The following is a 21,695-nucleotide window of genomic DNA, read 5'->3' on the forward strand; positions in this document are numbered from 1 at the left end:
GAGTTAGCGGGACCCGTCTGCGATCGAGCGCGAACAACCCAGAGGCCCTCGTCCCCGCCCGCCTCACCGTCGATAGTCTCGAGCGATGCCACCACTGAACCCCAACCTCGCCGGCCGGGTCTTCCCGCCGACGACATACCTCGTCGGCCGCGAGAAGGTTCGCGAGTTCGCCCGCGCCGTGCGCGCGACGAACCCGCTGCACCACGACGTCGAGGCATCCCGGGCCGCCGGCTTCGCAGATGTCATCGCGCCGACAACTCTCATCACCGTCGTACAGTCCCCCTCAGTGGCCCAGCTCGTCGAGCCCCCGGACGCTGGACTCCCCCGCCTCGTCCAAGTCTTGTGAGGATCGAATATCGTCGCTGGTGGGAGCTAGCACCCCGGTAACGACCACCGTCGTCACCGAGCGTGCTGGCTGCTCCATCCCCTTTCAGATTTCGTCCGTACTTCGCCGGTGAGGAAGAACGTGGGTATGAGTAATGAACGTGTCGTCCCTGATCAGCACGAGGCGCTTGAGCTCGTCTCGCTGTTCTGCGGCACCAATGCGAGGTGGGCCGGCGAGCGAGTGATTCGCGCGTCCATGATGAACCCGTTCACTCGGCAGCCCATCGATGTGCGGGCACAGTACGACGGCAGTGCCGAGGATGAGGGGTGGGTTGTCCAATTTTTCGAGGACTACGACGCAGCAGATCGAAACCGGCTCGGTGGCCAACGAGCCCCAGAGCTAGCGGAAGCCATCATCGGCGCGTGGGCGGCGCTGAGAGACTTTTCTCGATAGTCACGACTGGCTCGAACGTAATGGACGCCATCCCGGGCGTCCACGCGAAGGGAAAGAGGCGGCCTCACCAGAGGACTCGGCGCGTTCCACGAAGTCATCTATGCACGACGGCAGTATCCACACCTACTGAGGCGGGTCTGTGGCTGGTACTCCGCGTGTCCGGTCGCCACCAGGACGACCCCCACCGCGCATCTACCGACGTTCGATCGTGTCACTCGGACAGTGAACCGCACGTCTCGGATGATCTGGTGCGGAGTCGTCGTAGTCGAGCGTCGACGGTGGTGGTGCGGTGCTGATTGATCCAGCTGTGAACAGCCGTCTTGTACAGCTCGGGGCTTGCTGGGGTCAGCAACGTTTCGGCTGCTGCGAGACCGGCGACGCTGGTCGCTTCGGTGTCGGCGGCCCAGGTGCGTTCCTGGAATCGGTGGCGGCGGTACCGGAGCAGCCAAGCACCGCCTGTGGCGAGGAAGGCCGCAGCGACGAGGGCGACGAGGCGGCCAGCGGAGTCGTTGTCATCGGTGAATGTGGTGATGGTGCAGAGCAGCGCAAGGAGGAGCAGCAGGATCGGTGTCGTATAGCCGGGCCGGTGCTGGCGGAGCGGATACCTGGCCCATGACAAGGCGTGCACGGTAAGCCACTGGCCTTCTGCAGTGCCGGTGTGGGTTTCGAGGTCGGTGCGGCGAACTGCAAGTACCGGCACCGCAGCGGTGTTGACACTGCGCCTCTCGACGCGGGTGGGGCCGCGCTCGATGAGTTCGGCATGGTCGATTGATGGGTAGCGGTGCTGCGAAGACGCGAATCGTGCCTGTTGGGTGGTGGCGATGGTAGCTGTGACGGCCCACCAGTCCAGCGGAGTCGTGCGGGTGGCGGTTCCGGTTGCGCGTGTTTTTGGCATGGACGCCTTTCGTGGAATTGGGTGAGAGTGCGGCGCTGGGTTGGTCGGTGTTGTGGGGACTTCTTATTTGTGCTGGTCGCGCCAGAATCCGAGCAGTCCTCGGGCTGTGGCAAGCGCGTTGTTGTAGGCGCCGTTCATGGCGGGGTGGTCGATGCCGTGCGCTGCGGTGAAGTCCGCGAGGGTGCCACCCGATCTGTCGATTCGTTCGGTCAACCGTCGGGTGTCGATGACTCGGGGCGCGGTGACTCCGTTTGCGGCGAGGAACTGACGTTGTCGGCTGCCGTCGTGGGCCACCAATGTGGTGTTGGGATCGTCGAGGAGCGCTTGCAGGCGGGCTTTGCTGCGGGAGTCCCCGAATTGAGGTTGTCCATGTAATTCGTCGTAACGGAGATGGTGGGTGCCGGTGCCGATGGTGCGAGCGGCGCGGGGGTCGATGCCGTGCAGCTCGTTGATGCGGTCGGTGATCTCGCCCCGGCTGGTCATGACGACGATCCCTGAGTTGACGATTTCACTGCATCCCGGTGAGGGGGTGTTGGTCGTCAGATCGACGACGACGAATCGCCGGTCGTTGTCCGCGGCTGGGTTGTAGTTGCGATACAGGCCACGTATGGCGTCGTCGGGCTTTGTGCCGGAGGTTATCTCGGCGCTGATCATCTCGGAGGCTTGTTCGGTGCTGATCCCGCGATACGCAGCGAGGTCGGACACAGCGATGTGGTTGTTTCGGCGCTCATCTTCGGTCGCCGGTTCCATCACCCAGGTGTAGTCGCGAGATGCCGAGTTCGTTTCGGCCGGCGCGGTCGCATGTGGCTTGGAAGGAGACTCGACAGCTGGCGGTGAGTCCTCGGCCGGCGTGGTGCCGGATAGTTCTCTGACCCGTGCTGCGTAGGCGTCGGTGATTGTTGTGTGCGCGGCGAGATCGTCTTCAGCGATGAGTCGGGCGCAGTAGGCATCGTAGAGCTGGGACCGGGCGGAGGTGAGAGCGTCAGCGTCGTCGCTGTTCTCTACGGTCGCCCAGCGTTGTTCTGCGACTTTCTCGATGGATCGGGCCTGGTCACAGGCGGTGAGTAGACGGTGGTGTTCGGGTGAGTTGATGCGTTCGTGGAGTAGCGCTTGTGCTTGTTCGATGTCGAGCTCGGCGGCGTGCTCGACCGCAGCGGTGAGAGCGTCGGCGCGTTCCATGCGTAGGTACTGGCCGGAAGCTGTGTCGGCTTCCCACTCGTGGAACGCTGCTTCTGCAGCGAGGTCCGCAGTGTCGGCGTTGTCGTTGTGCCATTCAAGGTTGGCGTCGGCCGCGGCGTGTTCGATGGCGACGTAGTCGTCGTAGGTGCCGGGGTCGAGGCCCAGTTGGCGTGAGTGACGGGCGAACTCTTCGTACTGTTCGCGCAAGGAGTCTTGAGGTGGGCCGAATTGTGGTGACCCAGTGTGGAGGGTTACTTGTTCCTCGGGTGTGAGGGGCTCGCCCATAACAGCTTTGCGTTGCAGTTCGAGGAGTTCGAGGTGAGCCTCGTCGAAGGTGCATTCGGCGGACAGGGCATCTGCGTAGGCGGCTGCTTTGATGGAGGCAGCTGCCGTCCGGGCGCTTCGTGCGGCGGCGTCTGCTGAGCACCTGCGTGGTCCTCCGGGTTCGTTGGCGCCGATACACACGTGCGCTCCCCTCCCTCCACCCGGTCAACGAATGAGCGGTCGCCTCGTTCGAGTGGTGATGCGTGTCTCCGATACGACAGACCGTAGCGGGTGGGGTTCGGGTGATCGGGGGTCTCGATTCACGCGACGTTTGCGGTTGTCATCGGTGTCCTGTGGTCAGCGAGTCGACGATGGCGCCATAGTGTCGGCCGAGCCAGCGGCGGAGCTTGGCGTCCTCAACCGGTTTGGTTATGGCAGCGGGGAGAACTGTAGAGAGTGCGAGGCCTTCGCGAGTGATCAGGCTGGTGGGGATGTTGACGTTGGTACGTAGGCGTCGGCCAGTGTCGCTGGGGCGGGCCAACCGAACGGAGAGGGTTTCTGTCGAGTGGTCGACGCTGTGCCTGTACGTGCCGGTGATGGCCAAGTGGAGGGTCCAGGAGATGAACCCCTCCCCTGTTCCGATCGGGCATGCCTGCAGCGGACCGTCGCCGGGCCGGTGTCCCCATTTGGCAGTGCGAGCGCGGTATTCCATGGCTGCATCGAGTTCGGCCTGAACGTGGAGGCGTTGCAGATGGCGGGCCTCCGCGGCGGGCCGGCGGCGTAGCAGCGCCAATTCGAGTGCTCTCAAGGAGGAGGACAGTCCGTCAGGAGTGGCTCGGTATTCGGCGGCGGCTTCGGCGTGTGCTTCGGCGAGGCGCCGGCTGCGCTCGTGGGCTGCGGCGGCTTCGTGTCGGAGACGTGCCAGCCGCTTCCGGGTCGCTGCGATCTCAGCGTCGAGGCGGGCGAGCTGGTCACCATCGGCGGCGGGGCTGGGCGGGATAGCGGACGCCGTCATTGGTGCCTTTCCGTCAGTGAGGGGTCGTGAGCGCTTCACACCGTATGCGGCCCGGTTCCGGGGATTGGTCGTGGCGCTCCCCGCCGTGGATCCAGTCCCCTGCGTTGAGCAGTGGTGATCCTTTGCGGGGGCGAGACCGGCTCGACGCAACCACGTCAGGTTCGCCTCGGCAGGACGCAGCGAGGATCGATCTCACCGGGTTGATCTCGAGCTCGGTGGACAGTTCTGCACTCGCGCACCGGAGATGGAGCGGAAACGCCATGAACCCACCCCGCGTACGGGGTGGGTTCCGGCCGTCCCAGATTAGGCAGGCTGCAGCAGGCGGAATGCGTTCTGCTTCGTGCCGACCGAGTCCGGGTTGTTGAACTGACGCGCGGCCCGCGCCTGATCTGCAGTTTCACCTGCGCTGGTGCGCACGCTGCGACCCCAGTCCTCCCACTCGATGACTGCGTTCAGCGCCGCCCAGTGAGTCATACGCCCCTCTTCCTGCGTGGGAGCACTGCGGAACAGTTGCAGCAGGTCCGCACGGCGAGTCTCCCAACGGGTGACCGCTGCCTTCTTCGCCTCGTCCGGCTTCGGGTACAGGGTGTCGATGTAGGCAATGAACTCTGCGAGTGTCATCGACCGAGAGATCAGCATCTCCCCGATGGCTGCGAACTCTTTCGCGTACCGCATTGCGCCCTGCAACAGCACCTTTGCTGCGTCCATACGGTCGTGCGCCGACGCCGTGTGAGGAATCGACCACCGCTGCGCACTCCCGAGCCCGATCGTCATACCGTTGGTGCACACGAGACGTTTTCCGGTGACTTCACCGACGATGCTGCCAGACCCGTCGTGCGATGTCCGGAACACGATGCCGAAGTCCACAAGATCCGAACCACCGACTCGCACACGAGCTTCCGGAAGGTCCATCGTCAGGAAGGTCTTGCGTCCGTGCTCAAGTTCACCAGCGTGCGCGAATGTCGCCCCGAGCAGACGCGCGTCGTCAGCGAGCGCGAACGCCTGAGCGTTGGAAACCGGGGTGTAGCGCGAACCGACAACGGCAAGTCCCTGATAGGTGTCGTCACGCATGATCATGCGCATCCCCGGCAGGGAAGTGCTGATCACACCCGATTCTCCGAGCAAGGTCATGTTGTCGGTGTCGTGCACGGTCAGACCCCAATCGAGTCCTGCAGTGCGCAGCGCCTCGGCAGCGCTGGTGGCCGACCCGATGTCCGTACCGAGCACTGCCTGTGCAGGGAGTCGGTGCGCAGCGCGGGGAAGAGTAGAAGCAGTCATGTTGTCCTCCAAGTGGTTGGGCCCGGGTGGGCTTCGTGAACTCCGATGCCACGAATATTGCCCGGCTGCCACGGCAAGCGCGGCACGACCAATCCCATGCGTCTTGCGTTTTCGCAGCTCACCCACATGCCGGCGCATCGACTGCGGCGGACAGGATCACGCTGAAATTGGAGAGTTGTCGCTGTGATCGTTGCTCAACACTGGCCCCCACAGTCATCGCTCCCCCGACTCTCCTGCTGCGCATCCAGCTCGGCAGTGGTGAAAGCGGCCGCTATTCCTGAGGTGGTCGTGCCGGTGGTGTGAAGCCGCCCGCGTCAAGGACCTGATGCGCCGCGGCGATCTGCCCGGTGAGGACGTCGATGCAGTCATCGCGGGCAGGCAAAGGCATAGCTACCGCGATGCCGAGCAATTTCTCACGTGCCGCTGGTTCCAATAACCGCCAATCGAGTTCTGCAACCTGATCAGCCAGGTCCACCAGTGCAGTCGACGCGGCCTGCAGAGCTCGGAGTCGTTCGGACAGTGCCTGATCGGCTACGTCGAAGTCCGCCGCGGTCACTTGTCCTAGTTCGTGCTGGCCTGCACTCGATCTTTCGATGTTGTTGACGATCCTCGTCATCTGGTCCAGCTCGCACGCCATCCGAATTACCTGCCATGTTGCTGCTGCGAGATGCCGGGCGATGACGTCAGGATCACCCAGACTGCCGTGCTCGTATGCGACCGACGTGAGAATCCGGGTCTGCGCAGCGGCCGCGCGATCGCCGTATTCCCGCACTGAGGCATCGACCATTCTCCCTCGATGGAGGATGCGGGGACCGACCTCGTCGTCCAGCGCCGCCACTGCGTCGCGAGCTTCATCAAGACGACGCTGATATGCACGACGCACACACAGCACGGATCCGGCCGGCACTGCCGCTGCCGCCATCATCGCGGGAATCGAACCGAGCGGACCGACGAGCACCACGAACAGGACAGCCGCACACACGAGTCCTGCAGACCACAGGTACATGTCCACCTGATCGTGCCATCGGCTCAGCTGCGCGTACCGGCGATCAACCGGGTGGTTGCTACGGAACGGGTTGGTGACGGTCGTCCACGTTCTCCAACTCATGGTGCTCACGTCAGCGCCTTCCAGCCCGTCTCAGTGCCGGCCGAGGCGGCTTAGCGTCCTCATCCAAGGCCTGACGGTGCGCCTCCTCGGCCAACATCGGGTAGGTCTCTGCAATTGCACGCAGTACGCGCCCTTTGATCACGGCTCCGACCGCAGCTCTGTCCTCTAGCGACGCCGTATCGCTGATGAAATCTCGGTGCGCGTCGTAAGAGCTACAGGCGTGCCGTAGATAGTTCACGCAGATGCGGGCCACGAACTTCTCGTCAGAGGTGTAATCCGCTGCACGCTTGTCCGGATTTCGAGTGTTGTAGTGCGCGACGGACAATCGGATCAGACGCAGAACGGGCATCGTGGGGACACTGACATCGACAATCCGTGCAGCCGCGAGCAGATCACCCCGTGATGCCAGCTGCTTCGGTGGGGCGGAAGCGCCGGGACGGCGTCGCGTGGACAGTCGCTCGCTCACAATCGCACCTCTCTGGAAGAGCACTACGCGGGAAGTCATCATGCCGACCGCCGTTCGGGCGAACAGTCCCTCATGAGCACTCGAACGCCCGAACCGGGGTTGTCACGATGAGGCCCACGCATCGACACATACGAGGGGAAGAACATGCGCGAGCGGATCGCAGCGGTGAACCGATGGATGGGCGAGCATCGGAAGGTCACGCTGAGTTCAGTAGCGGCCATCGTGGTCACTGTCGTAGCGATCACCGCTCTGGTCCAGTTCGGGCGGGGCGACACCGAGGTCGACATGCATGCGTTCGATGAGCAGATCTTGACGATCAACGACATTCCGGCGCGCACATTCATCGGGTGGGAAGAGCAGGATGTCGAGGTACGGCCAACACCAGCGGGGACGCCGGCAGGCATGTCCGCACCCGACAACGGACAGTGCATTCCGGGCGGTGACCTGCAGACCCGCGTACAGGAGATGGTGGTCACCGGCACGAAATGGTCGGGTGCTCGGTTCGTGACTCCCGCCGCGGCCCAGGTCATCAATGTGCAGTTGTCGAACTCGTCGAACGCAGATCCTGCGGTCATCGACACCTGGCTCGACGAGTGCATGACGACACGGCTGGTGTCCGATAGCGGAACCGAGGAACAACTCCGTTTGTCGTCGTTGCCGGTCACCGCTGCGTTCTATCGTCTCGACGAGGCCCGGGTGTACGCGGTCACCGTGAGCGGTGAGCGCACCATGACCACGATGTACGGATGGGGACGAGCTCAGGACACGACCATCCAGGTCGACTACACGTTTGCCGGTGAACCGAATGACCAGGCCATCGCACAATTCGATGTGGTGTGGCGCGCGCAGGCCGGCAAGCTCGTCGGTATGCAGGAGGCGGGATTGCTGTAGATCCCCGCGGTGATGACTTCGCGGACAGCTCACCGAACTCCCTATAACGCTGGTGCCCCACCTCCGATGCTCTGAGGGTGGGGCACCAGCGTTTGTTTCGGTTCTAGCGGGTGGACGCGGTGATGATCTCGTGGGGCAGGCCGCAGGCATCGGTCGAGTCGATGCGTGGTTCGTTGATGTCTGCCAGAGGCTGGGTAACCCCGAGCTGCCCCGTGCGGCTGTACTCGGACACTTCGAGGGCTGCAGTGATCTGGTCCGGGGTCAAGCCCGCACGGTGCTGGTCGAGCACGAACTCGGTGTACGGAAGGCACACCCACTGTGTGACGGCGCTGGGGCCCGACAGGTCGGTGAACGATTCAGCTACTGCAGCGTTCCATTTGACGAACCAGACGGCGGCAGATCCAAGAATCAGAGCGCTTGCGAGTGCTGCTGCCGCTGTGATGATCTGCGCGTTCGTGCTTTTGGGTCTGATAGTGGTCGACATACGTGTCTCCTCCAATGGTGGGTGCATGCTGCGGTGAAATGTTCACGAGGCGGGGTGGTTAGCCGTTGCCTCCGGCGAACTGTCTCGGTCGGGGTTCTGAGGTACGTGCGAACTCGCCGAGAAATGTTCTGGGGAATGCCCAACCGGCGCGGCCATGCCGGTTTTTGAGGCCGAGAACGGTCAGCTCGTCCGGAGTTTCGGTAGCGCCGTGGGGATCGACGGCGTGAGGGCGATGGAGTGCGAGGATGAGATCTGCCGCTTCCTCGAGACCACCGGAGCCTTTGAGTTCGCTTGCTTTCGGTGGCCGGTCTGCCTCGGCCGAGTTGCGGTTGAACTGCGCCGCCGCAACGACGTGGATGTTCATGTCCTTCGATAAGGCCTTGAATCCGTTGGCGATGTCGGAGATCTGCTGTGCACGAGGCTGCGAGGCCTGTTGTGGATCGGCGGCTTCGGTCAGCTGGATGAAGTCCTCGAACATGACATGCAGATCACCGCCATTGGCCTGGAACTTCTTCCTCGCGGCGGCAGCCACCCGGCGCATCCGCGGAAGGGTGCGAGTGGTGTCGTCGATCACCAGATTCCAGGAGGCCACTTCGGCCATGGCTTCGGAGACTTTGTCCCATGACAGCTCTGACAGTTGGCTGGGGTCCTTGAGCTTTTCGCGATGCAGATTGGCGCACTGGCCGACGACGAGTAGTTCGGTGATCTCCGCCGCGGTCTGTTCGAGAGTGAAGAAGATGACTCCGGCGCCGGACGAACAGGCTGCCCTCACCCAGTCGACGATCGCGGTGGTCTTTCCGCTGCCTGGTCGAGCAGCAAGAATGGTGAGCCGACCAGGTTTGAGTCCCTTGACCAGCGCCATGCTGTCCTGGCCTCCATCGAGGTCGTTCCAGCCGGTGGGGACACCGTCGAGACCGTCGGCTCCCTTCTCCAGTCTCACCTGCAGCGCATCGCGTAGTTCCTGTACTTGCTCGCCGATGTCTGGAGTGGTGGTGGACTGGAAGGACGGGGTGTCGAAGGCATCGGCCAGCCGTGCCTGGACTTCGTCGACGGAGGCGAGCCGGCCGTCTCGTAGCAGGTCGAGGGTCTGCTCCAGTTGAGTGGTCAGGCGTCGCATGTGCTCGCGATTCGCCAAGGTTTCGAGATGTTGCTGTGGTGCGCGGGCGGACGCCGACAACGACACATTCGTCATTGCTGCCAGCTTGGACGCTCCGCCTACCTGGGCAATCAGATCACGTTCGGTGAGGGCAGCAGCGACGGTAGGCAGATCCACTGGGCGACCGTCAGAGAACAGCGCGCAGATCACCTGGAACACCGTGCGATGTGCTTCGTCGGTGAACGCAGCGGGCGACAACGCTGATGTCGCCTGGGACAACAACGTCTCGTCGTCGCCTTCGAGTAGACGGCCGAGCAATACTTGTTCCGCTACGAAGATGGATTCACTCACGCGTTGAACCCTCACTGGTCATCCGCCGTGACGCGGCATCGTCGAGTCCCCTGCTCATACGGCGGCCCTCCGCAAGCCAACCGCATCTCGCAGCTCCCCCACCTCTGGGGGGAACGCATCGGGCCGACGCAGTGTCGAATTCGGAAATGGTGGGGTGTCGACATCCAATGAGGAGATCCGGATGACCGCACCTGGCCACGGCAACGCCCACGGATGAGTATGACCGGGGCACGGATACGTCTTGGCCGCTAGCGAATCGACGATCCTGCAGTCATCGGTCAGCAGCTTGAAGCGTCGTGCGCGCAACTTCGTGGTCTCTCCTGCCTTCCGGTCGTCCCGCGGCGATAACGCGTCCTGAACAGCGCGCAGCAGCTTGTCGACATCGGGAGTGGTCATCGGTGCGCATCGCGGAACCATGCCGTGTTCGATCGGCTCGACGGCCGAGATGTTCACCCGCGACGGGGCCGGCACGGTCAAAGCGACGTGCAACCGCACCGGTCCGTCGATCGGTGTCCAGTCCGAACCGCCGATACGCAGGGCTTCCCGAGTGATGGTGTCGCGCCACGCACGCAGTTTCGGTCCGTTCTCGTGTTTGATCACTCCCGCCGCGACTGCGCGCATCGAGCCCTGCGTGACGGGTGTTCCCCCCACCACCAGCCACATCGTGTGCTGGGGCGCGTGGAGCAGTCCCCCTCGGTGAGAGTCCCGGAGTCTTGAGTCGGACAGTGCACTGCTGCTCTGCGCCGTGACCTTCGCTGGTTTCTGCGCCGGCAGCTCTGCGACCGAGGTGTGACGGCACTGGCTACAGCGCTGCCGTGTCACCGGAATGAGCGCACCTTGGCAGGCCGGGCACAGTCGGTGGGTTCCGCCAGCAAGCAAGGCATCAGCGTTCATGTCCCGGAATGTAGAACCCGCCGTTCCGGGGTTGCCGCGCGTTGCGTAGCGCTCGGGGGTGCAGTCCACACCGCCTGGCGGAGGCCACACTTCGAACCGTTCGCGGGACGGAAGTGCACCGTAACCAGCGCCGATACCGTGTGGTGCCGCACGTGTCAGTCGGTCCCGCCACTATTTGCTCATCACACATCACGAGCCCGCCCTACGACGCGGAGCCGAACAGATCAGGGAGAGAAGGATGCCGGAGCAGTTCACACGACAGGCTCACAACACTTCGTATGTCGCGTACACGAAGGATCCTTCGAAGAAGCCGGTCGCCGTGCAGGTCGGAACCGAGGTAGAAAACCTGCCCGTGTACTCGCAGGTGTACATCCGCGAGTTCGTGTCCATCGAGGTCGACAGCATCGACGCCGCCCGGTCGCAGGAGCAGCGGTCTCCGTCGCTGTATGTGAAGTTCAATGCTGCGTCAGCGAAGAATGAAAATGGCGAACCGATTGGTCTCCGTGAGAATTTCGGTGCGTCGATTCAGGCTGGCGGGGAACTCGAGCGCGCGATTCGCCATGCCCACAGCAATCGCATCCCGCTGTATGTCGCTATCGAAACCAAGCGCAAGTACCGAAACGCCGATAAGGAGATCGTGTCGTATCTGACACCGATCAACGATCTGCGTGGTGCCCAGAAAGACGGGAAGGGAACCGAAAGGTCAGCCAGCATGACTCGGTCGAATTGTTCGAACGTTGTCGTGGTCGTCGGCCCAGCGGAAAACCCGAACAGCAACCTCATTTCCAGTGAGGCAGTGACGAACCCGTTGCAGTGGAACATGTTCCGCAGTAACCACGAGGGTGACTTGATCCCGGCTGGATTCATCAGAGCCATCGACGCGGAAGGCAATCCCACCGGTGCGATCATCGAACGCGCCAGCGCCCCTGCACCGTCGGCGGCCACCGTCGACGTCGACGCGCTCGCGGAGGCGGTCGCGGCACGAATCCTGGCATCTTCCGGACCGAATGGTGCCCCACAGGCGCCCGGTGCTCGTCCCCCACTGCGCAATGCGCACGCCATGGAAGCCAAGCCGTGGGATCCGTTCAACTCCGACGGTCGGGTCAATGCAGGCTCATACCTGATCTCGGGTTGGCGCAACACGTGGGCTGGCGCGATGATCCTGCTCGAGAACGCCATCTACAACGAGCAGATGCTTGCTGAACAGGAACAACGCCAGCCGCACCTGCTCGACATGTCCGCGTTGACCACGGCAGCAACGAACCTGACCACATTGCTTCTGGTCATGGCTGACCAGGTGCAGGCAGCTGTCGTAGGCCAGGCCAAGCGCATGGACCGCTCTCACGGTGAAGCAGGCAAGTGGATCCACCAGATCGCTTCCCGGCTGGTTCCGTTCGAGCTGACAATGCTCTCGGACGACACCGCCCGCGCTACCTGGCGTAAGACGGTCGTTGCGCAGGCTACCGCCGCGTTCGGTGGTGCTCTGCAGTCCGTCGGCGCGTACCTCGACGAGCAGTACGGCACCGCTGCCCCGGTCAACGACGCTTCGCGATCGGCATCCCGACAGGCTGAGCATCAGGCCCGGCGGGATGAGTCCGCCGCGGCCCCGGAGCCGACGCGCGGCGCTACTCAGGGCTCCGAGACGGTTCCAGCCACGACGGTCACCTCCGCCGCCGCCGACCCGGAGCTGATGCAGCGTTGGCGCAACCTCCTCACCCGGTGCAAACTGGCCGGTCACGAGCATTTGGTTGCTCCGTTCTTGGTCAAGGTGTGCCACACGGCCGACCTCACACAAGTCGCAGCAGAGAACTTCGCTGAGCGCATCGCCATCTGGGAGGACCAGCCCCAACGGTTCATCGATGCTGCCCGTACCGCGTACGAAGCCACCCAACCGAAGACTGCCTGACAGCACACAGGGCGGCACCACCCGGCACCGCCTCAGCACGTCGTCACCCATTGAAAGAAGGAAAAGCCATGGCAGGCGATACCGTCATCACCGTGATCGGCAACCTCACCGCCGATCCGGAACTCCGATTCACCCCGGCCGGCGCTGCAGTCGCGAACTTCACCGTTGCGTCGACTCCGCGCGTGTTCGACCGCCAGTCCAACGAGTGGAAGGACGGTGAAGCACTGTTCCTGCGCTGCAATCTGTGGCGGGAAGCAGCCGAGAACGTCGCCGAGAGTCTTTCTCGGGGTTCGCGGGTGATCGTGCAGGGACGACTCAAGCAGCGTTCGTACGAAACCCGAGAAGGTGAGAAGCGCACCGTCGTCGAACTCGAAGTCGACGAGATCGGCCCGAGCCTCCGTTACGCCACCGCCAAGGTTCAGCGCAGCGGCGCACGCTCCAACAGCAGCAACGGCAACGCTGGAAGTGGCGGCCAGGGCGCGGCCCGCCAGCAGAACACCAGCGGTGGGGAGCCGTCGGACGACCCCTGGGGCAACGCCTCTCCTTCCTTCGGCGCGGACGACGAACCGCCCTTCTGATCCGTCGACATCAGGCCGGTCGCGCGCAGTCTGCGTTCGACCGGCCTGATGCTGTCCACCGCACACCGGTCATCGACGCTGCCGACCACCAGAACGACACTTGCAATCATTCCCCCACGGCTACCAGGAAAGGGGAATCGCGGTGGCACGCAATCGACGCGGCAACGCAATCAGAAGCCGTCTCCAGCAACAGCTCGGCGACTGGGCCATGCGCCTTCTCACAGACTGGGCTGTGCTGACGTGGACAGCCGATTCCACCCGCGTCGGTCCCGTGCCGATCACGGCTTTGAACTGGGCGTTGTTGGTCGTCGCCGTCGTTGTTGGCTACCAGCTGCCACAACACCGCATGTGGGTAGCGCTCGCCGGCGCTGTATGGCTGCTGGCGACTCTCGTGCGTGCAGGTGTTGTCATGCCCCGACGACGCGCCACCCTCGATGCGGTCTACGCGAACCTGCAGAAGATCGCGGTGTTGCCGACCAGCACACTCAGCCGCCCGGTCAGCCCTTCCCAGTACGTCACCGGCGTGAAGTGGTCCTCCGGTCGTGCCTTCCGGTCCGCGCAGCTGACGATCGGTGCCACCTGCCCGGCAGCGAGCGCCCACCTGCTGCGGCCGACCCTTGAGCGCGCTATCGAGCAGAACGCGCCCGCGCCCGCCCAGCAGGAATGGGTATTCGACTGGCCCAAGGCCAATACCGTCGAGTTCACCGCGGTTGACAGCGACGATCCCCGCCTGACGCAGCAGCAGGTGGCCCGCAGAATCGGTGAAGCCTTCAAATCCCTGTTCCGGCTCACTCCCCGCACAGCAGGAGACGGCTATGCCCTCGACATCACCGGATGGTCCGATGAAACCCGGGCAGATGGCCACACTGTGCCCATCCCGACCCAGATGCAGTTCGCGGCCGGCTCTCACGACCTGACCGATCCAGGATTCCGGGACAGCATCGAGCGCGGCTTCGACCGGCTTGTCTCCTGCCCTGGCGAGTGGATCTACCAGTGGGACATCAACAGTCAGTTACTCGACATCACTCGTCAGGCCCGCGGTTCGTTGCCGGCACGCCGAAAGCTCAACGAGCGCAAGTTCGCCGACGATGTGCGTTCGGCCATCACCAAACCGGGGAAAGACCCTGTCGTTGCTGAGGTGATTGATTGGGTCGATGAAGAGTCGGATCAGCCAGCGAGGATCAGCGTGGACTTCGGCACCCTACCGTTGGGTGAGAGGAAACTCCGTGACCGCTTTGAGGACAGCCTCGATGCGCTCATGCAGTCGCGGTGGCCGGATGCTCGCTTGTTGTTCGATTGGCAGTTCGACGGCGGCGCGACCCGACTCGATATCGAATCTGTCAGGCATGACGACGACAGGGCCAAGAGGAAATCGGTCGAGAAGAAGCTTCGCAACGTCGTCGAGTCGAAGTTTGGTCGTGCCAGCACTCCTGTCGATTGCGACATCCTCGAGTGGCAAGAGGGCCTGTCTGCGACCGGGGAGGCGCTGCCCCGCGTCGCGCGCGTGAACTTCGGTTCCGTCGATGTCAACAAGCGCGAAACCCGCGACGAGTTCCAAGAGCACTGGGACTCTCTGGCAACGCACAACGACTGGCACTACGCGTGGAAGCCTGCAGAGGGCATCGTCACGATGACCGCTGTACCGAGACTGCCCGAACAGCTCGCGTTCCCCAGTCCTGGAAGTCCTGAATTCGACGAATCGATTCGGCTTGCACGCAACGGCATCCTGCGGTTCGGGCCGCAGAAGGGCGGCGGGTGGCTGGACTGGGATCTCAATGAAACTCCGCACGGCCTAGTCGGCGGAAAGACAGGCTCGGGGAAGTCGGTCGCCTTGTCGATCGTGCTGTTCTACGCAATGGTCCTGCCCGACGTGTACGAGGTGATCGTGTGCGACCCGAAGCGCACCGACTTCACGTGGACCCCGGAGTTCCCCTCGGTGGTTCGCTTCGCGGCGACCGACACGGAGATCGTCGCGGCCGTCGGATTGGCCAAACAGTCGATGGATCAGCGGCAGACGATGCTGAACAAGCTGCAGATTCGGAAGCTGCAGTGGGTGCGTGACCGCTACGCCACCGACCCTGAACTCGAACGCGAGCACGGTCCAGTCCCCAAGCGGCTCATTTTGTTCTTCGATGAGATCGCGGACTTCCTCGCGAAGAGCTCCAACAGCGACATCGAGGAACTCAAAGACGAAGCCCGAGCCGATCTCGAGTCGATCGCTCGGCTCGGCCGCGCGATCGAGGTGAACATCATCGCGGCGGCCCAGAAGCCCGACGCGAAGATCATCTCGACTCAGCTCCGCTCTCAGCTCGGGTTCCGACTCGGAGTCGGTCCCCTTGACCAGTACGAATCGCAGCAGATCCTCAACTCCGACCACGGCACCCGATTCCCGGACGCAGGAACGCCGAAGGGACGCGCATGGGCGTACGACCCGAAGAACGGCTACCGGCAGACACAGGTGATGTTCCTTCCGGACGACACCATGGTGTGCCCGTGGGATCCGGCCCTGACATTGACCGGAGCCAAGGACATGGCTCGTGACCGTCTCGCCGAACTCGGCTTCGCCCAGGTGATGATCACCAACAACGACGGCGGACAGGAACCTCGCTGGGTGCGAGTTGAGAACGACGACGACACCCCTGCCGTCGACACGGCAGACACCGCGGGCCCTACGCCGGTCGAGCTGTCCGAGGATGCAACCCCTGTCTCGATGGAGAAAGACACCGCATCACCGATCGAGCCATGGGCCGAACTCACCGGTGCGACGGAACAGTTCGAGCCGGACAACGAGTGGGCGTTCGACGAAGCAGAACCGACCGGAGACACAGAACCGAACCTTGCGGACGCAGCGTTGGGACATCACACGGCATCTGCGGTGAAGCCAGCGCACGACGACAACCTCGACGACTGGCCGACCTCGGCGCCGGCCACCACATCTGCTCCCTCGACCGCATCGGCAGCGAACGACCCATGGTCCCTGTGACGCCCATCAGTGCCACCCGGACTCCACGCAGCGGCCACCTCACACCGTCACCCAACACACACGGTCTTCCCCGCCCGACCTGATCCCCGACTCCCCCGACCGCGTTCCTCAGGAACTCGACGAAAGGCACCCGTGAACGCAGCGCTTTCCATACCCGACTCCCTCGCCTTCCCCGAACCTGGTACCCCTGAGTTCGACACCGCGATCGACCTCGCTCGCCAGGGCGTCCTCCGCATCGGGGCCACATCTGACGGCTGGTTGGACTGGGACCTCAACGAAACACCGCACGGACTGCTCGCCGGACGCGTCGGCACGGGCAAGACGATGGCATTGAGTGTCATCTTGTTCTACGCCAAGTACCTGCCGGACCTGTACGACCTCTACATCTGCGACCCGGCGGGGGCCGGATTCGGACGGTCAGCTGAGCTCCCGAACGTGCACGTCGCACAGTCCCCGGCTGAGATCGCCGACGCCGCCCGACAGGTCTGCACGCGTGCTTCGGAGCGTCGTGATCTGCGTTCTTCTGATGGGGACAGCTCCGCGACCGTTCACGGTCCAAGCGGTGAGGGCGCGAAGCGGGTGCTGTTCGTCTTCGACGCCATCGAGGCGGTGCTGGATTCAGCGTTCGACCCGAGCATCGCAGATGTCCTCGATGACCTGCGCAGCTATCTCGAGACGATCGCAGCCTCCGCGGGAACGACCGGCGTGCATCTCATCCTCGCCACCCAACGCCCGGCCGCCCAGGTCGTGTACCCACGGCTCCGAGAGCTTCTCGGATTCCGTCTCGCACTCGGCCGACTCCACATCGAGGACTCCCGGCTGCTCTTCTACTCGGATCAGACCGAACGCCAGACCGTCAGTCCCGACATCAGAGGGCGGGGCCTGGCGTACGACCCCGAGAACGGCTACCAGCAGACACAGGTGATGTTCCTTCCCGACGACACCATGGTGTGTCCATGGGAACCCGACCGAGTCCTGTTGGGCGCCACTCAGATGATCCGCAGTCACCTGCCTTCCCTCGGCTACACCGTCACCGACTCCGCAAACGCGGACGGACGCCCCGTTCACAGCTGGCGGCGGCTGTGACTCCATCACTCAACTCCGCACCGCAATAAGGGGCCAACTCATGATCAAACGCATTGTCGTCGTGTTTCTCACCCTCGGTGTGCTGTGGGGTGTTGGCACGTGGGCCGGCGACGGTGAACCGATGCTGACGTCCGCGTGGTTCTCAGCGATGCACGACAAAGTCACCTCCCTCGTCGATGGCAGCGAACAGACCGTCACAGACAAGCTGCCGACTCCTCAGCTCGACCTTGAACTGCCCCCAGCAACGGACGATCCGGAAGGAACAACGCCGTGAAACTGCTCGGCTGGGGTCTGGCGGTTCTCCTCGTCATAGGTGTCACGAAGGGAACCTTCAACGTCGACCTGTCGTCGGGCGGCAACGCCGTGGCAGAGATCGTCGGCAGTGTTCTCGCCGGGATACGTGACACCACTATCATGCTGATCCCGAACATCATTGAAGGCATCAAGACCATGGTCGACCAGGTCCCTGACGCGGCCTGACCAAACCCAACCGAAGCCCTCGGTAGTCCGGACCCATCGTGNCCGAGGGCTTCGAGCATCGATGCCGACCCGTGATTAAGGCTCCGACACACGGCTTTCCGTCATCGGCGAGTAACGGGGGTAGAACGCCCCTTTCTACGATCTATCCATCGGAGATTGGAGGGTCGCGACATGGTGATGGGTCCGACGCACGCGATGAGTGGGGCTGCTGCGGGGCTGGTGATGGCTACGGTGCTGCCACCAGAGTGGGGCGGTCCTACCTCCCTCGCCGGGGCGTTCGTTTTTGCAGGTGTGACTGCAGGAGCTGCATTATTGCCGGACTTGGACAGTCCGCAAGCAACAGTTGCGCGGAGCTTCGGCCCGGCCAGCCAAGCGTTGGCGCACGTAGTCGAAAAAGGGTCCTTGGCCATTCATGCTGCAACGTCGACACGGAAAGACGACAGTCGCACGAATGGTCACCGGACTGCTACCCACACTTTGGCGTTCGCTGTCCTGGCCGGGGTGTTGGTGTCGGCGTTGGTATCTGCGTTCGCGAAGCCAGCGGTACTGGGTGTGCTGTTTGTGATGCTTGGTTTGGCGTTGCGGGGTTTGTTTCCGAAGTGGGTGAAGAAGAACGACTGGGTGGCAGTTACTGGGGTGGCAGCGGCGTTGTCGGTGATTACGTGGTGGGCGTGGCCGGAGACGGTGTCGGGAGTGGCGCTAGGAGCTGCGGTGACAGTCGGTGTGGTGGCCCATCTCCTCGGTGATGCGGGCACCAAGATGGGGGTGCCGTTGTTGGCACCGTTCGTATCGATCAATGGGAAGCGCTGGTGGGATGTTGCGCCACCGTCGCTGTTGCGGATCAAGGCATCCGGTGTGGCGGATCAGGTGCTGCTCGGAGTGTTCACTGTTGCTTCCCTGGTGTTGCTCTATCTGGTGGTTGTCGACCCGGCGGCGTTGGGTGCGAGCTGGGCCTGACTCGGCTTCTCTGGTGCGGCCTCTGCCTGTCGAAGGCGGAGGCCNCCGCCGTCGTTTGCAGGCTCGTCCGGAAGAGGAGTGCCGCAGAGGGCGTGAAGACCCGAGGTCAACGACAGCGCATCAACCAGGGAGATCGTCTTCTTTAATTCCTAAGTCCCACACTCCTGCCTGGTACGAGGATGTCGACCGGATTGCCAACCGGATCTCATCGCAAACGTCCCTGCACCTTTCCCAACTCTGCACGAAATAGGACACGGGAACGGAAGACAAAACACCATAGCTGCGAGGATCATAGTCGCTCATCATTGTCGCTTCATCCACCGACGCAGCGTCTCGTAGTGCGTTCGGCAAATTCTCCATTTGTCGAACCTCCCGCGAGACCTCTCTGGGAACCAAATACACGTACACGCCACTGAGCGGCTGGCTCTCGGGGACAACAAAGTGGTGCAGAGTCGACTCGGTTACCTCTGTAATCCACTCAAGACCGAGTTCATACCGTCGTGGCCGAACAAACTGGTTCAGGAACTGCCATTCAGAACACAACTTCGACCACTTGATCCGAGCAACGTCTTCCGGCCCCAACTCTCGGACCAGCGCTTTAATATCCGCGTCCAGTAGCTCGGCATGGGCTAACAGGCGCTTCTTGAGCAGCTCATACCCAGAGGGGTCTGTACCCACTTCATGGGGCATGGCAGCTTGAGGGTAGTGGCCAACTGGATCTATCTGCCGCGGCACCTTCTCGATATACGCGATCATCTCATTCAAAATCTGCTGAGCATGCGCCGCAATATTGCTCACGAGCGCGTCGATTCTCCTCGACCGATCACCATCCAGATAGAGCAGCCCCAGGTTGCCGAATTCAGACCACGCTCTCTTCGTCAACTCATTCGCAGAGTCGACTCGAACATTCTGTTCACGCTGGCCATTGATGGCGCTCAATAGGAAGAGGGCGATGGGCACGCCGATGCAGAACCCGACGAACGCCGTCGTCAGATTGAGCTGGAAGCTGTTGTTGGCCCAGAATTCGCTTTGGTAGTCCATCACGACGCCGACGATGCCGACCACCACGCCCACAACGATGAGCACGCCCGATGTCCAGCGCACCCATCGTGGCGTACCTCTCCAGGTTGTCCTGATTTCCACCCGCACATCATGTACGAAGACGGCGACAAAGCCGCTGCACTACGCAGAGCCTAGGGTGTTTCGACAGTGATCTTCAGCCGTATTGCCCCCGCGAAGAGTGGTTCGGCGATCGGCCGGATCAGGTCATCGCCGCCCTGCGGCAACCTCACCTATGCAATCGAGGCACTCTGGACCCGGAAGAGTCCGTTTGCAAGGCTGGCTGCTTTCTGGATTGCGTGCATCCAGTCCCCGCCGGCCGTACGATCAGGCCATCTGCGCAGGAAGGGAGGCCGGGTCGTGCTTACACAGCAGTTGTCGCTGCCTGGCCTCGACGTCGCTGATAGAGGCGAACAGCTTGCATTGCTCGGTGACGCTCGTCCGATCCGAGTGCCGGCAGATCTCTGGAAGCGGTGGCTGTCGGATGAGCGGATCATCGAGCGGTTCGAGAAGAAGCGGTACCGACGCGGACCGGACGACTGTTGGCCGTGGATCGGCGCGATCTCCTCGACCGGTCATGCGAGCTTCCGCGCGGAGAGTCTGCCCGGCCCGTCGCGACGGGGCACCGTTCCAGCACACCTGTTTGCCTACCAGCTGGTCCGCGGTGTGATTCCCCGTTTGGGATGGTCGGCGACCGATGACGCCACTGTCTGCCACCAGTGCGACTACGCAGCGTGTGTGAATCCTGCGCATATGCGTCTCGGCACGAATGCGATCAACCGCGCAGAGTACGAACTGCGCCGGCGCAATGCTCGATCACCGCTCGCTGACGTACGAGGCTCGGCAGGACGTAGTCGCGCCATTGCTGTCACCGTCCGGGAAGGCCTCGCCGCTGGTGAGAGCCGTCATCAAATCGAGGCGCGGATCGCTGCGGCGGAGGCAGCAGGGATCCCGTTTACGCTCTGGTAGAGCAAGCCGCCGATCTCGGTTGAGGCATCTCCGGAGTGCCCCGAGGTACACGAATCACTACGCGGGCTGTCGCGTAATGTCAGCGCGTGAAGAGTGATCGATCAGCCAGCAACCGCATGCGACCGGGCGTTGTTGCCGTCCTGGGCCTCATCGCGATCGCGGTTTCTGCGTACTCAATGTTTCGGGCCTCGCAACAGGGTACCGAGCCGACTACGGACTTCTGGTTGGGTTCAGCGCACTCCGGGCTCGTCTTCGGGATCGCCACGGTCCTCCTCTGGGGAATTGCGCAGATTTGGTCGCCAGATGGAGGACAGGCGCTCCCGAAAATTGTTGCAGCATCCGCAGTCACGGCTCTTGCTTCTGTTACTGCAGTCTGGGTCCATCCTCAGGGAGCATTGGGGGACTTGGCGACGTGGGTGACCGCTGGCGGAACTGCGGTTCTGGCTCTCGGTGTGCTACTCGCGTGGCGTTCATACCAAGCCCAGTTGACTCTTGCACAGGAAGAACGGGACCGGCGCGAAGAAGAGCAAGCGCGCCAAGTACGACTGGTCCGATTCCACTACAGGCCGTGGCCAAATTCGGATGGAATTACCTTGTGGCAGACTACTATTCGAAATGACAGTCCCGATAAGGTGTATGACCTTCGTTGCTCGGAGTTCCGGACAAAGCGTGAGGATGGCACCTTTGTCGCGATGAAACTTGTCGATCGTGACGTTCTGAAGCAATTCGGCATTCTTGTAGGCGGATGGAAGTTCAAGGATGAACTCGAGCCGTACGTGGAGTTTGAGCAGTGGTGGATGGAGGACAGTCCGGATGCTGCAGTGCCAGACTTCAGCTACCGGTTTACCGTCCTGGACGCTGCTGGTCGGTACTGGAGCGTGATCGACCACTACGAGCCAAAGAAGATCCCTAGACCTTCCAGGAAACGACCTGAGCAGCAGGATTCGTCAGGGTAGTCCCCCGATCGGCCGTGGTGGT

General features: G+C 62.9%; 21 protein-coding genes. 12 read left to right on the plus strand and 9 right to left on the minus strand.

All coding sequences use genetic code 11. From position 1 onward, the window contains the following. The first annotated feature begins 85 nt into the window (after positions 1-85). Both ACLBYD_RS18720 and ACLBYD_RS18725 read left to right on the plus strand, forming a co-directional pair. Positions 86-346, plus strand: a complete 261-nt coding sequence (locus tag ACLBYD_RS18720) for an FAS1-like dehydratase domain-containing protein (protein WP_237211541.1) — start codon at positions 86-88, stop codon at positions 344-346. 126 nt (positions 347-472) lie between these two features. After that, on the plus strand, positions 473-778 hold the full coding sequence (locus ACLBYD_RS18725) for a hypothetical protein (RefSeq protein ID WP_237211542.1): 306 nt from the start codon (positions 473-475) through the stop codon (positions 776-778). Positions 779-989: 211 nt separating this feature from the next. On the opposite strand, the gene ACLBYD_RS18730 is transcribed toward ACLBYD_RS18725, so the two are convergent. The 5 genes from ACLBYD_RS18730 to ACLBYD_RS18750 all read right to left on the minus strand — a co-directional run bounded on the left by ACLBYD_RS18730 (position 990) and on the right by ACLBYD_RS18750 (position 6,421). Then, positions 990-1,673 carry a hypothetical protein gene (locus tag ACLBYD_RS18730; protein ID WP_071936585.1) on the minus strand — a complete coding sequence of 228 codons (684 nt, stop codon included), beginning with the start codon at positions 1,671-1,673 and terminating at the stop codon, positions 990-992. 63 nt (positions 1,674-1,736) lie between these two features. Then, positions 1,737-3,059, minus strand: a complete 1,323-nt coding sequence (locus ACLBYD_RS18735; protein WP_237211543.1) for a hypothetical protein — start codon at positions 3,057-3,059, stop codon at positions 1,737-1,739. A gap of 397 nt (positions 3,060-3,456) precedes the next feature. After that, the gene (locus ACLBYD_RS18740) at positions 3,457-4,131 is read right to left on the minus strand and encodes a hypothetical protein (RefSeq protein WP_237211544.1); all 675 of its coding nucleotides are present in this window, start codon (positions 4,129-4,131) and stop codon (positions 3,457-3,459) included. Between the two features lie 303 nt (positions 4,132-4,434). Then, on the minus strand, positions 4,435-5,547 hold the full coding sequence (locus tag ACLBYD_RS18745) for a DUF932 domain-containing protein (RefSeq protein ID WP_447817595.1): 1,113 nt from the start codon (positions 5,545-5,547) through the stop codon (positions 4,435-4,437). Positions 5,548-5,680: 133 nt separating this feature from the next. Beyond that, entirely contained in the window at positions 5,681-6,421 is a 741-nt protein-coding gene (locus ACLBYD_RS18750) for a hypothetical protein (RefSeq protein ID WP_447817596.1), read from the minus strand. A 706-nt stretch (positions 6,422-7,127) separates the two neighbouring features. On the opposite strand from ACLBYD_RS18750, the gene ACLBYD_RS18755 reads away from it, so the two are divergent. Next, positions 7,128-7,874 carry a hypothetical protein gene (locus ACLBYD_RS18755; RefSeq protein WP_237211547.1) on the plus strand — a complete coding sequence of 249 codons (747 nt, stop codon included), beginning with the start codon at positions 7,128-7,130 and terminating at the stop codon, positions 7,872-7,874. Between the two features lie 103 nt (positions 7,875-7,977). Here the strand turns inward: ACLBYD_RS18755 and ACLBYD_RS18760 are convergent, their stop codons facing one another. The 3 genes from ACLBYD_RS18760 to ACLBYD_RS18770 are packed head-to-tail and all read right to left on the minus strand — an operon-like array spanning position 7,978 to position 10,459. Then, entirely contained in the window at positions 7,978-8,358 is a 381-nt protein-coding gene (locus ACLBYD_RS18760; protein WP_237211548.1) for a hypothetical protein, read from the minus strand. A gap of 58 nt (positions 8,359-8,416) precedes the next feature. Next, on the minus strand, positions 8,417-9,805 hold the full coding sequence (locus ACLBYD_RS18765; RefSeq protein WP_237211549.1) for a replicative DNA helicase: 1,389 nt from the start codon (positions 9,803-9,805) through the stop codon (positions 8,417-8,419). A 54-nt stretch (positions 9,806-9,859) separates the two neighbouring features. Further along, on the minus strand, positions 9,860-10,459 hold the full coding sequence (locus tag ACLBYD_RS18770; RefSeq protein ID WP_156666148.1) for a RusA family crossover junction endodeoxyribonuclease: 600 nt from the start codon (positions 10,457-10,459) through the stop codon (positions 9,860-9,862). A 478-nt stretch (positions 10,460-10,937) separates the two neighbouring features. Between ACLBYD_RS18770 and ACLBYD_RS18775 the strand changes: the two genes are divergently transcribed. From ACLBYD_RS18775 to ACLBYD_RS18805, 7 genes are all read left to right on the plus strand, one after another. Next, positions 10,938-12,605, plus strand: a complete 1,668-nt coding sequence (locus ACLBYD_RS18775; protein ID WP_237211550.1) for a hypothetical protein — start codon at positions 10,938-10,940, stop codon at positions 12,603-12,605. A 68-nt stretch (positions 12,606-12,673) separates the two neighbouring features. Continuing rightward, a complete protein-coding gene (locus ACLBYD_RS18780) occupies positions 12,674-13,183 on the plus strand; it encodes a single-stranded DNA-binding protein (RefSeq protein WP_138846112.1) in 510 nt (169 codons plus the stop codon). A gap of 142 nt (positions 13,184-13,325) precedes the next feature. Further along, positions 13,326-16,166, plus strand: a complete 2,841-nt coding sequence (locus tag ACLBYD_RS18785) for an FtsK/SpoIIIE domain-containing protein (RefSeq protein ID WP_237211551.1) — start codon at positions 13,326-13,328, stop codon at positions 16,164-16,166. A 132-nt stretch (positions 16,167-16,298) separates the two neighbouring features. Next, entirely contained in the window at positions 16,299-17,252 is a 954-nt protein-coding gene (locus tag ACLBYD_RS18790; RefSeq protein ID WP_237211552.1) for an FtsK/SpoIIIE domain-containing protein, read from the plus strand. A 61-nt stretch (positions 17,253-17,313) separates the two neighbouring features. Continuing rightward, complete coding sequence (locus ACLBYD_RS18795) at positions 17,314-17,526, plus strand: hypothetical protein (protein WP_447817597.1); 213 nt, start codon at positions 17,314-17,316, stop codon at positions 17,524-17,526. Further along, positions 17,523-17,732 carry a hypothetical protein gene (locus ACLBYD_RS18800; RefSeq protein ID WP_237211553.1) on the plus strand — a complete coding sequence of 70 codons (210 nt, stop codon included), beginning with the start codon at positions 17,523-17,525 and terminating at the stop codon, positions 17,730-17,732. The genes ACLBYD_RS18795 and ACLBYD_RS18800 overlap by 4 nt, the downstream gene beginning before the upstream one ends. Before the next feature lie 171 nt (positions 17,733-17,903). Beyond that, positions 17,904-18,689: a metal-dependent hydrolase gene (locus ACLBYD_RS18805; protein ID WP_447817598.1), complete on the plus strand. Its 786-nt coding sequence runs from the start codon at positions 17,904-17,906 to the stop codon at positions 18,687-18,689. Between the two features lie 120 nt (positions 18,690-18,809). Here the strand turns inward: ACLBYD_RS18805 and ACLBYD_RS18810 are convergent, their stop codons facing one another. After that, on the minus strand, positions 18,810-19,775 hold the full coding sequence (locus ACLBYD_RS18810) for a hypothetical protein (RefSeq protein WP_237211555.1): 966 nt from the start codon (positions 19,773-19,775) through the stop codon (positions 18,810-18,812). A gap of 333 nt (positions 19,776-20,108) precedes the next feature. Here ACLBYD_RS18810 and ACLBYD_RS18815 point away from each other — a divergent pair, with 333 nt between their 5' ends. Both ACLBYD_RS18815 and ACLBYD_RS18820 read left to right on the plus strand, forming a co-directional pair. Next, on the plus strand, positions 20,109-20,717 hold the full coding sequence (locus ACLBYD_RS18815; RefSeq protein ID WP_071936571.1) for a hypothetical protein: 609 nt from the start codon (positions 20,109-20,111) through the stop codon (positions 20,715-20,717). 86 nt (positions 20,718-20,803) lie between these two features. Beyond that, a complete protein-coding gene (locus tag ACLBYD_RS18820) occupies positions 20,804-21,673 on the plus strand; it encodes a hypothetical protein (RefSeq protein WP_237211556.1) in 870 nt (289 codons plus the stop codon). Positions 21,674-21,695: the final 22 nt, after the last annotated feature.

The organism is Rhodococcus sp. C26F, from assembly GCF_053345925.1.

Bases quoted from the DNA above. Each gene is read 5' to 3' on its own strand.
- ACLBYD_RS18720 (WP_237211541.1), top strand. From the start codon at position 86: ATGCCACCACTGAACCCCAACCTCGCCGGCCGGGTCTTCCCGCCGACG.
- ACLBYD_RS18725 (WP_237211542.1), top strand. From the start codon at position 473: ATGAGTAATGAACGTGTCGTCCCTGATCAGCACGAGGCGCTTGAGCTC.
- ACLBYD_RS18730 (WP_071936585.1), bottom strand. From the start codon at position 1,673: ATGCCAAAAACACGCGCAACCGGAACCGCCACCCGCACGACTCCGCTG.
- ACLBYD_RS18740 (WP_237211544.1), bottom strand. From the start codon at position 4,131: ATGACGGCGTCCGCTATCCCGCCCAGCCCCGCCGCCGATGGTGACCAG.
- ACLBYD_RS18745 (WP_447817595.1), bottom strand. From the start codon at position 5,547: ATGCGCCGGCATGTGGGTGAGCTGCGAAAACGCAAGACGCATGGGATT.
- ACLBYD_RS18755 (WP_237211547.1), top strand. From the start codon at position 7,128: ATGCGCGAGCGGATCGCAGCGGTGAACCGATGGATGGGCGAGCATCGG.
- ACLBYD_RS18760 (WP_237211548.1), bottom strand. From the start codon at position 8,358: ATGTCGACCACTATCAGACCCAAAAGCACGAACGCGCAGATCATCACA.
- ACLBYD_RS18775 (WP_237211550.1), top strand. From the start codon at position 10,938: ATGCCGGAGCAGTTCACACGACAGGCTCACAACACTTCGTATGTCGCG.
- ACLBYD_RS18780 (WP_138846112.1), top strand. From the start codon at position 12,674: ATGGCAGGCGATACCGTCATCACCGTGATCGGCAACCTCACCGCCGAT.
- ACLBYD_RS18805 (WP_447817598.1), top strand. From the start codon at position 17,904: ATGGTGATGGGTCCGACGCACGCGATGAGTGGGGCTGCTGCGGGGCTG.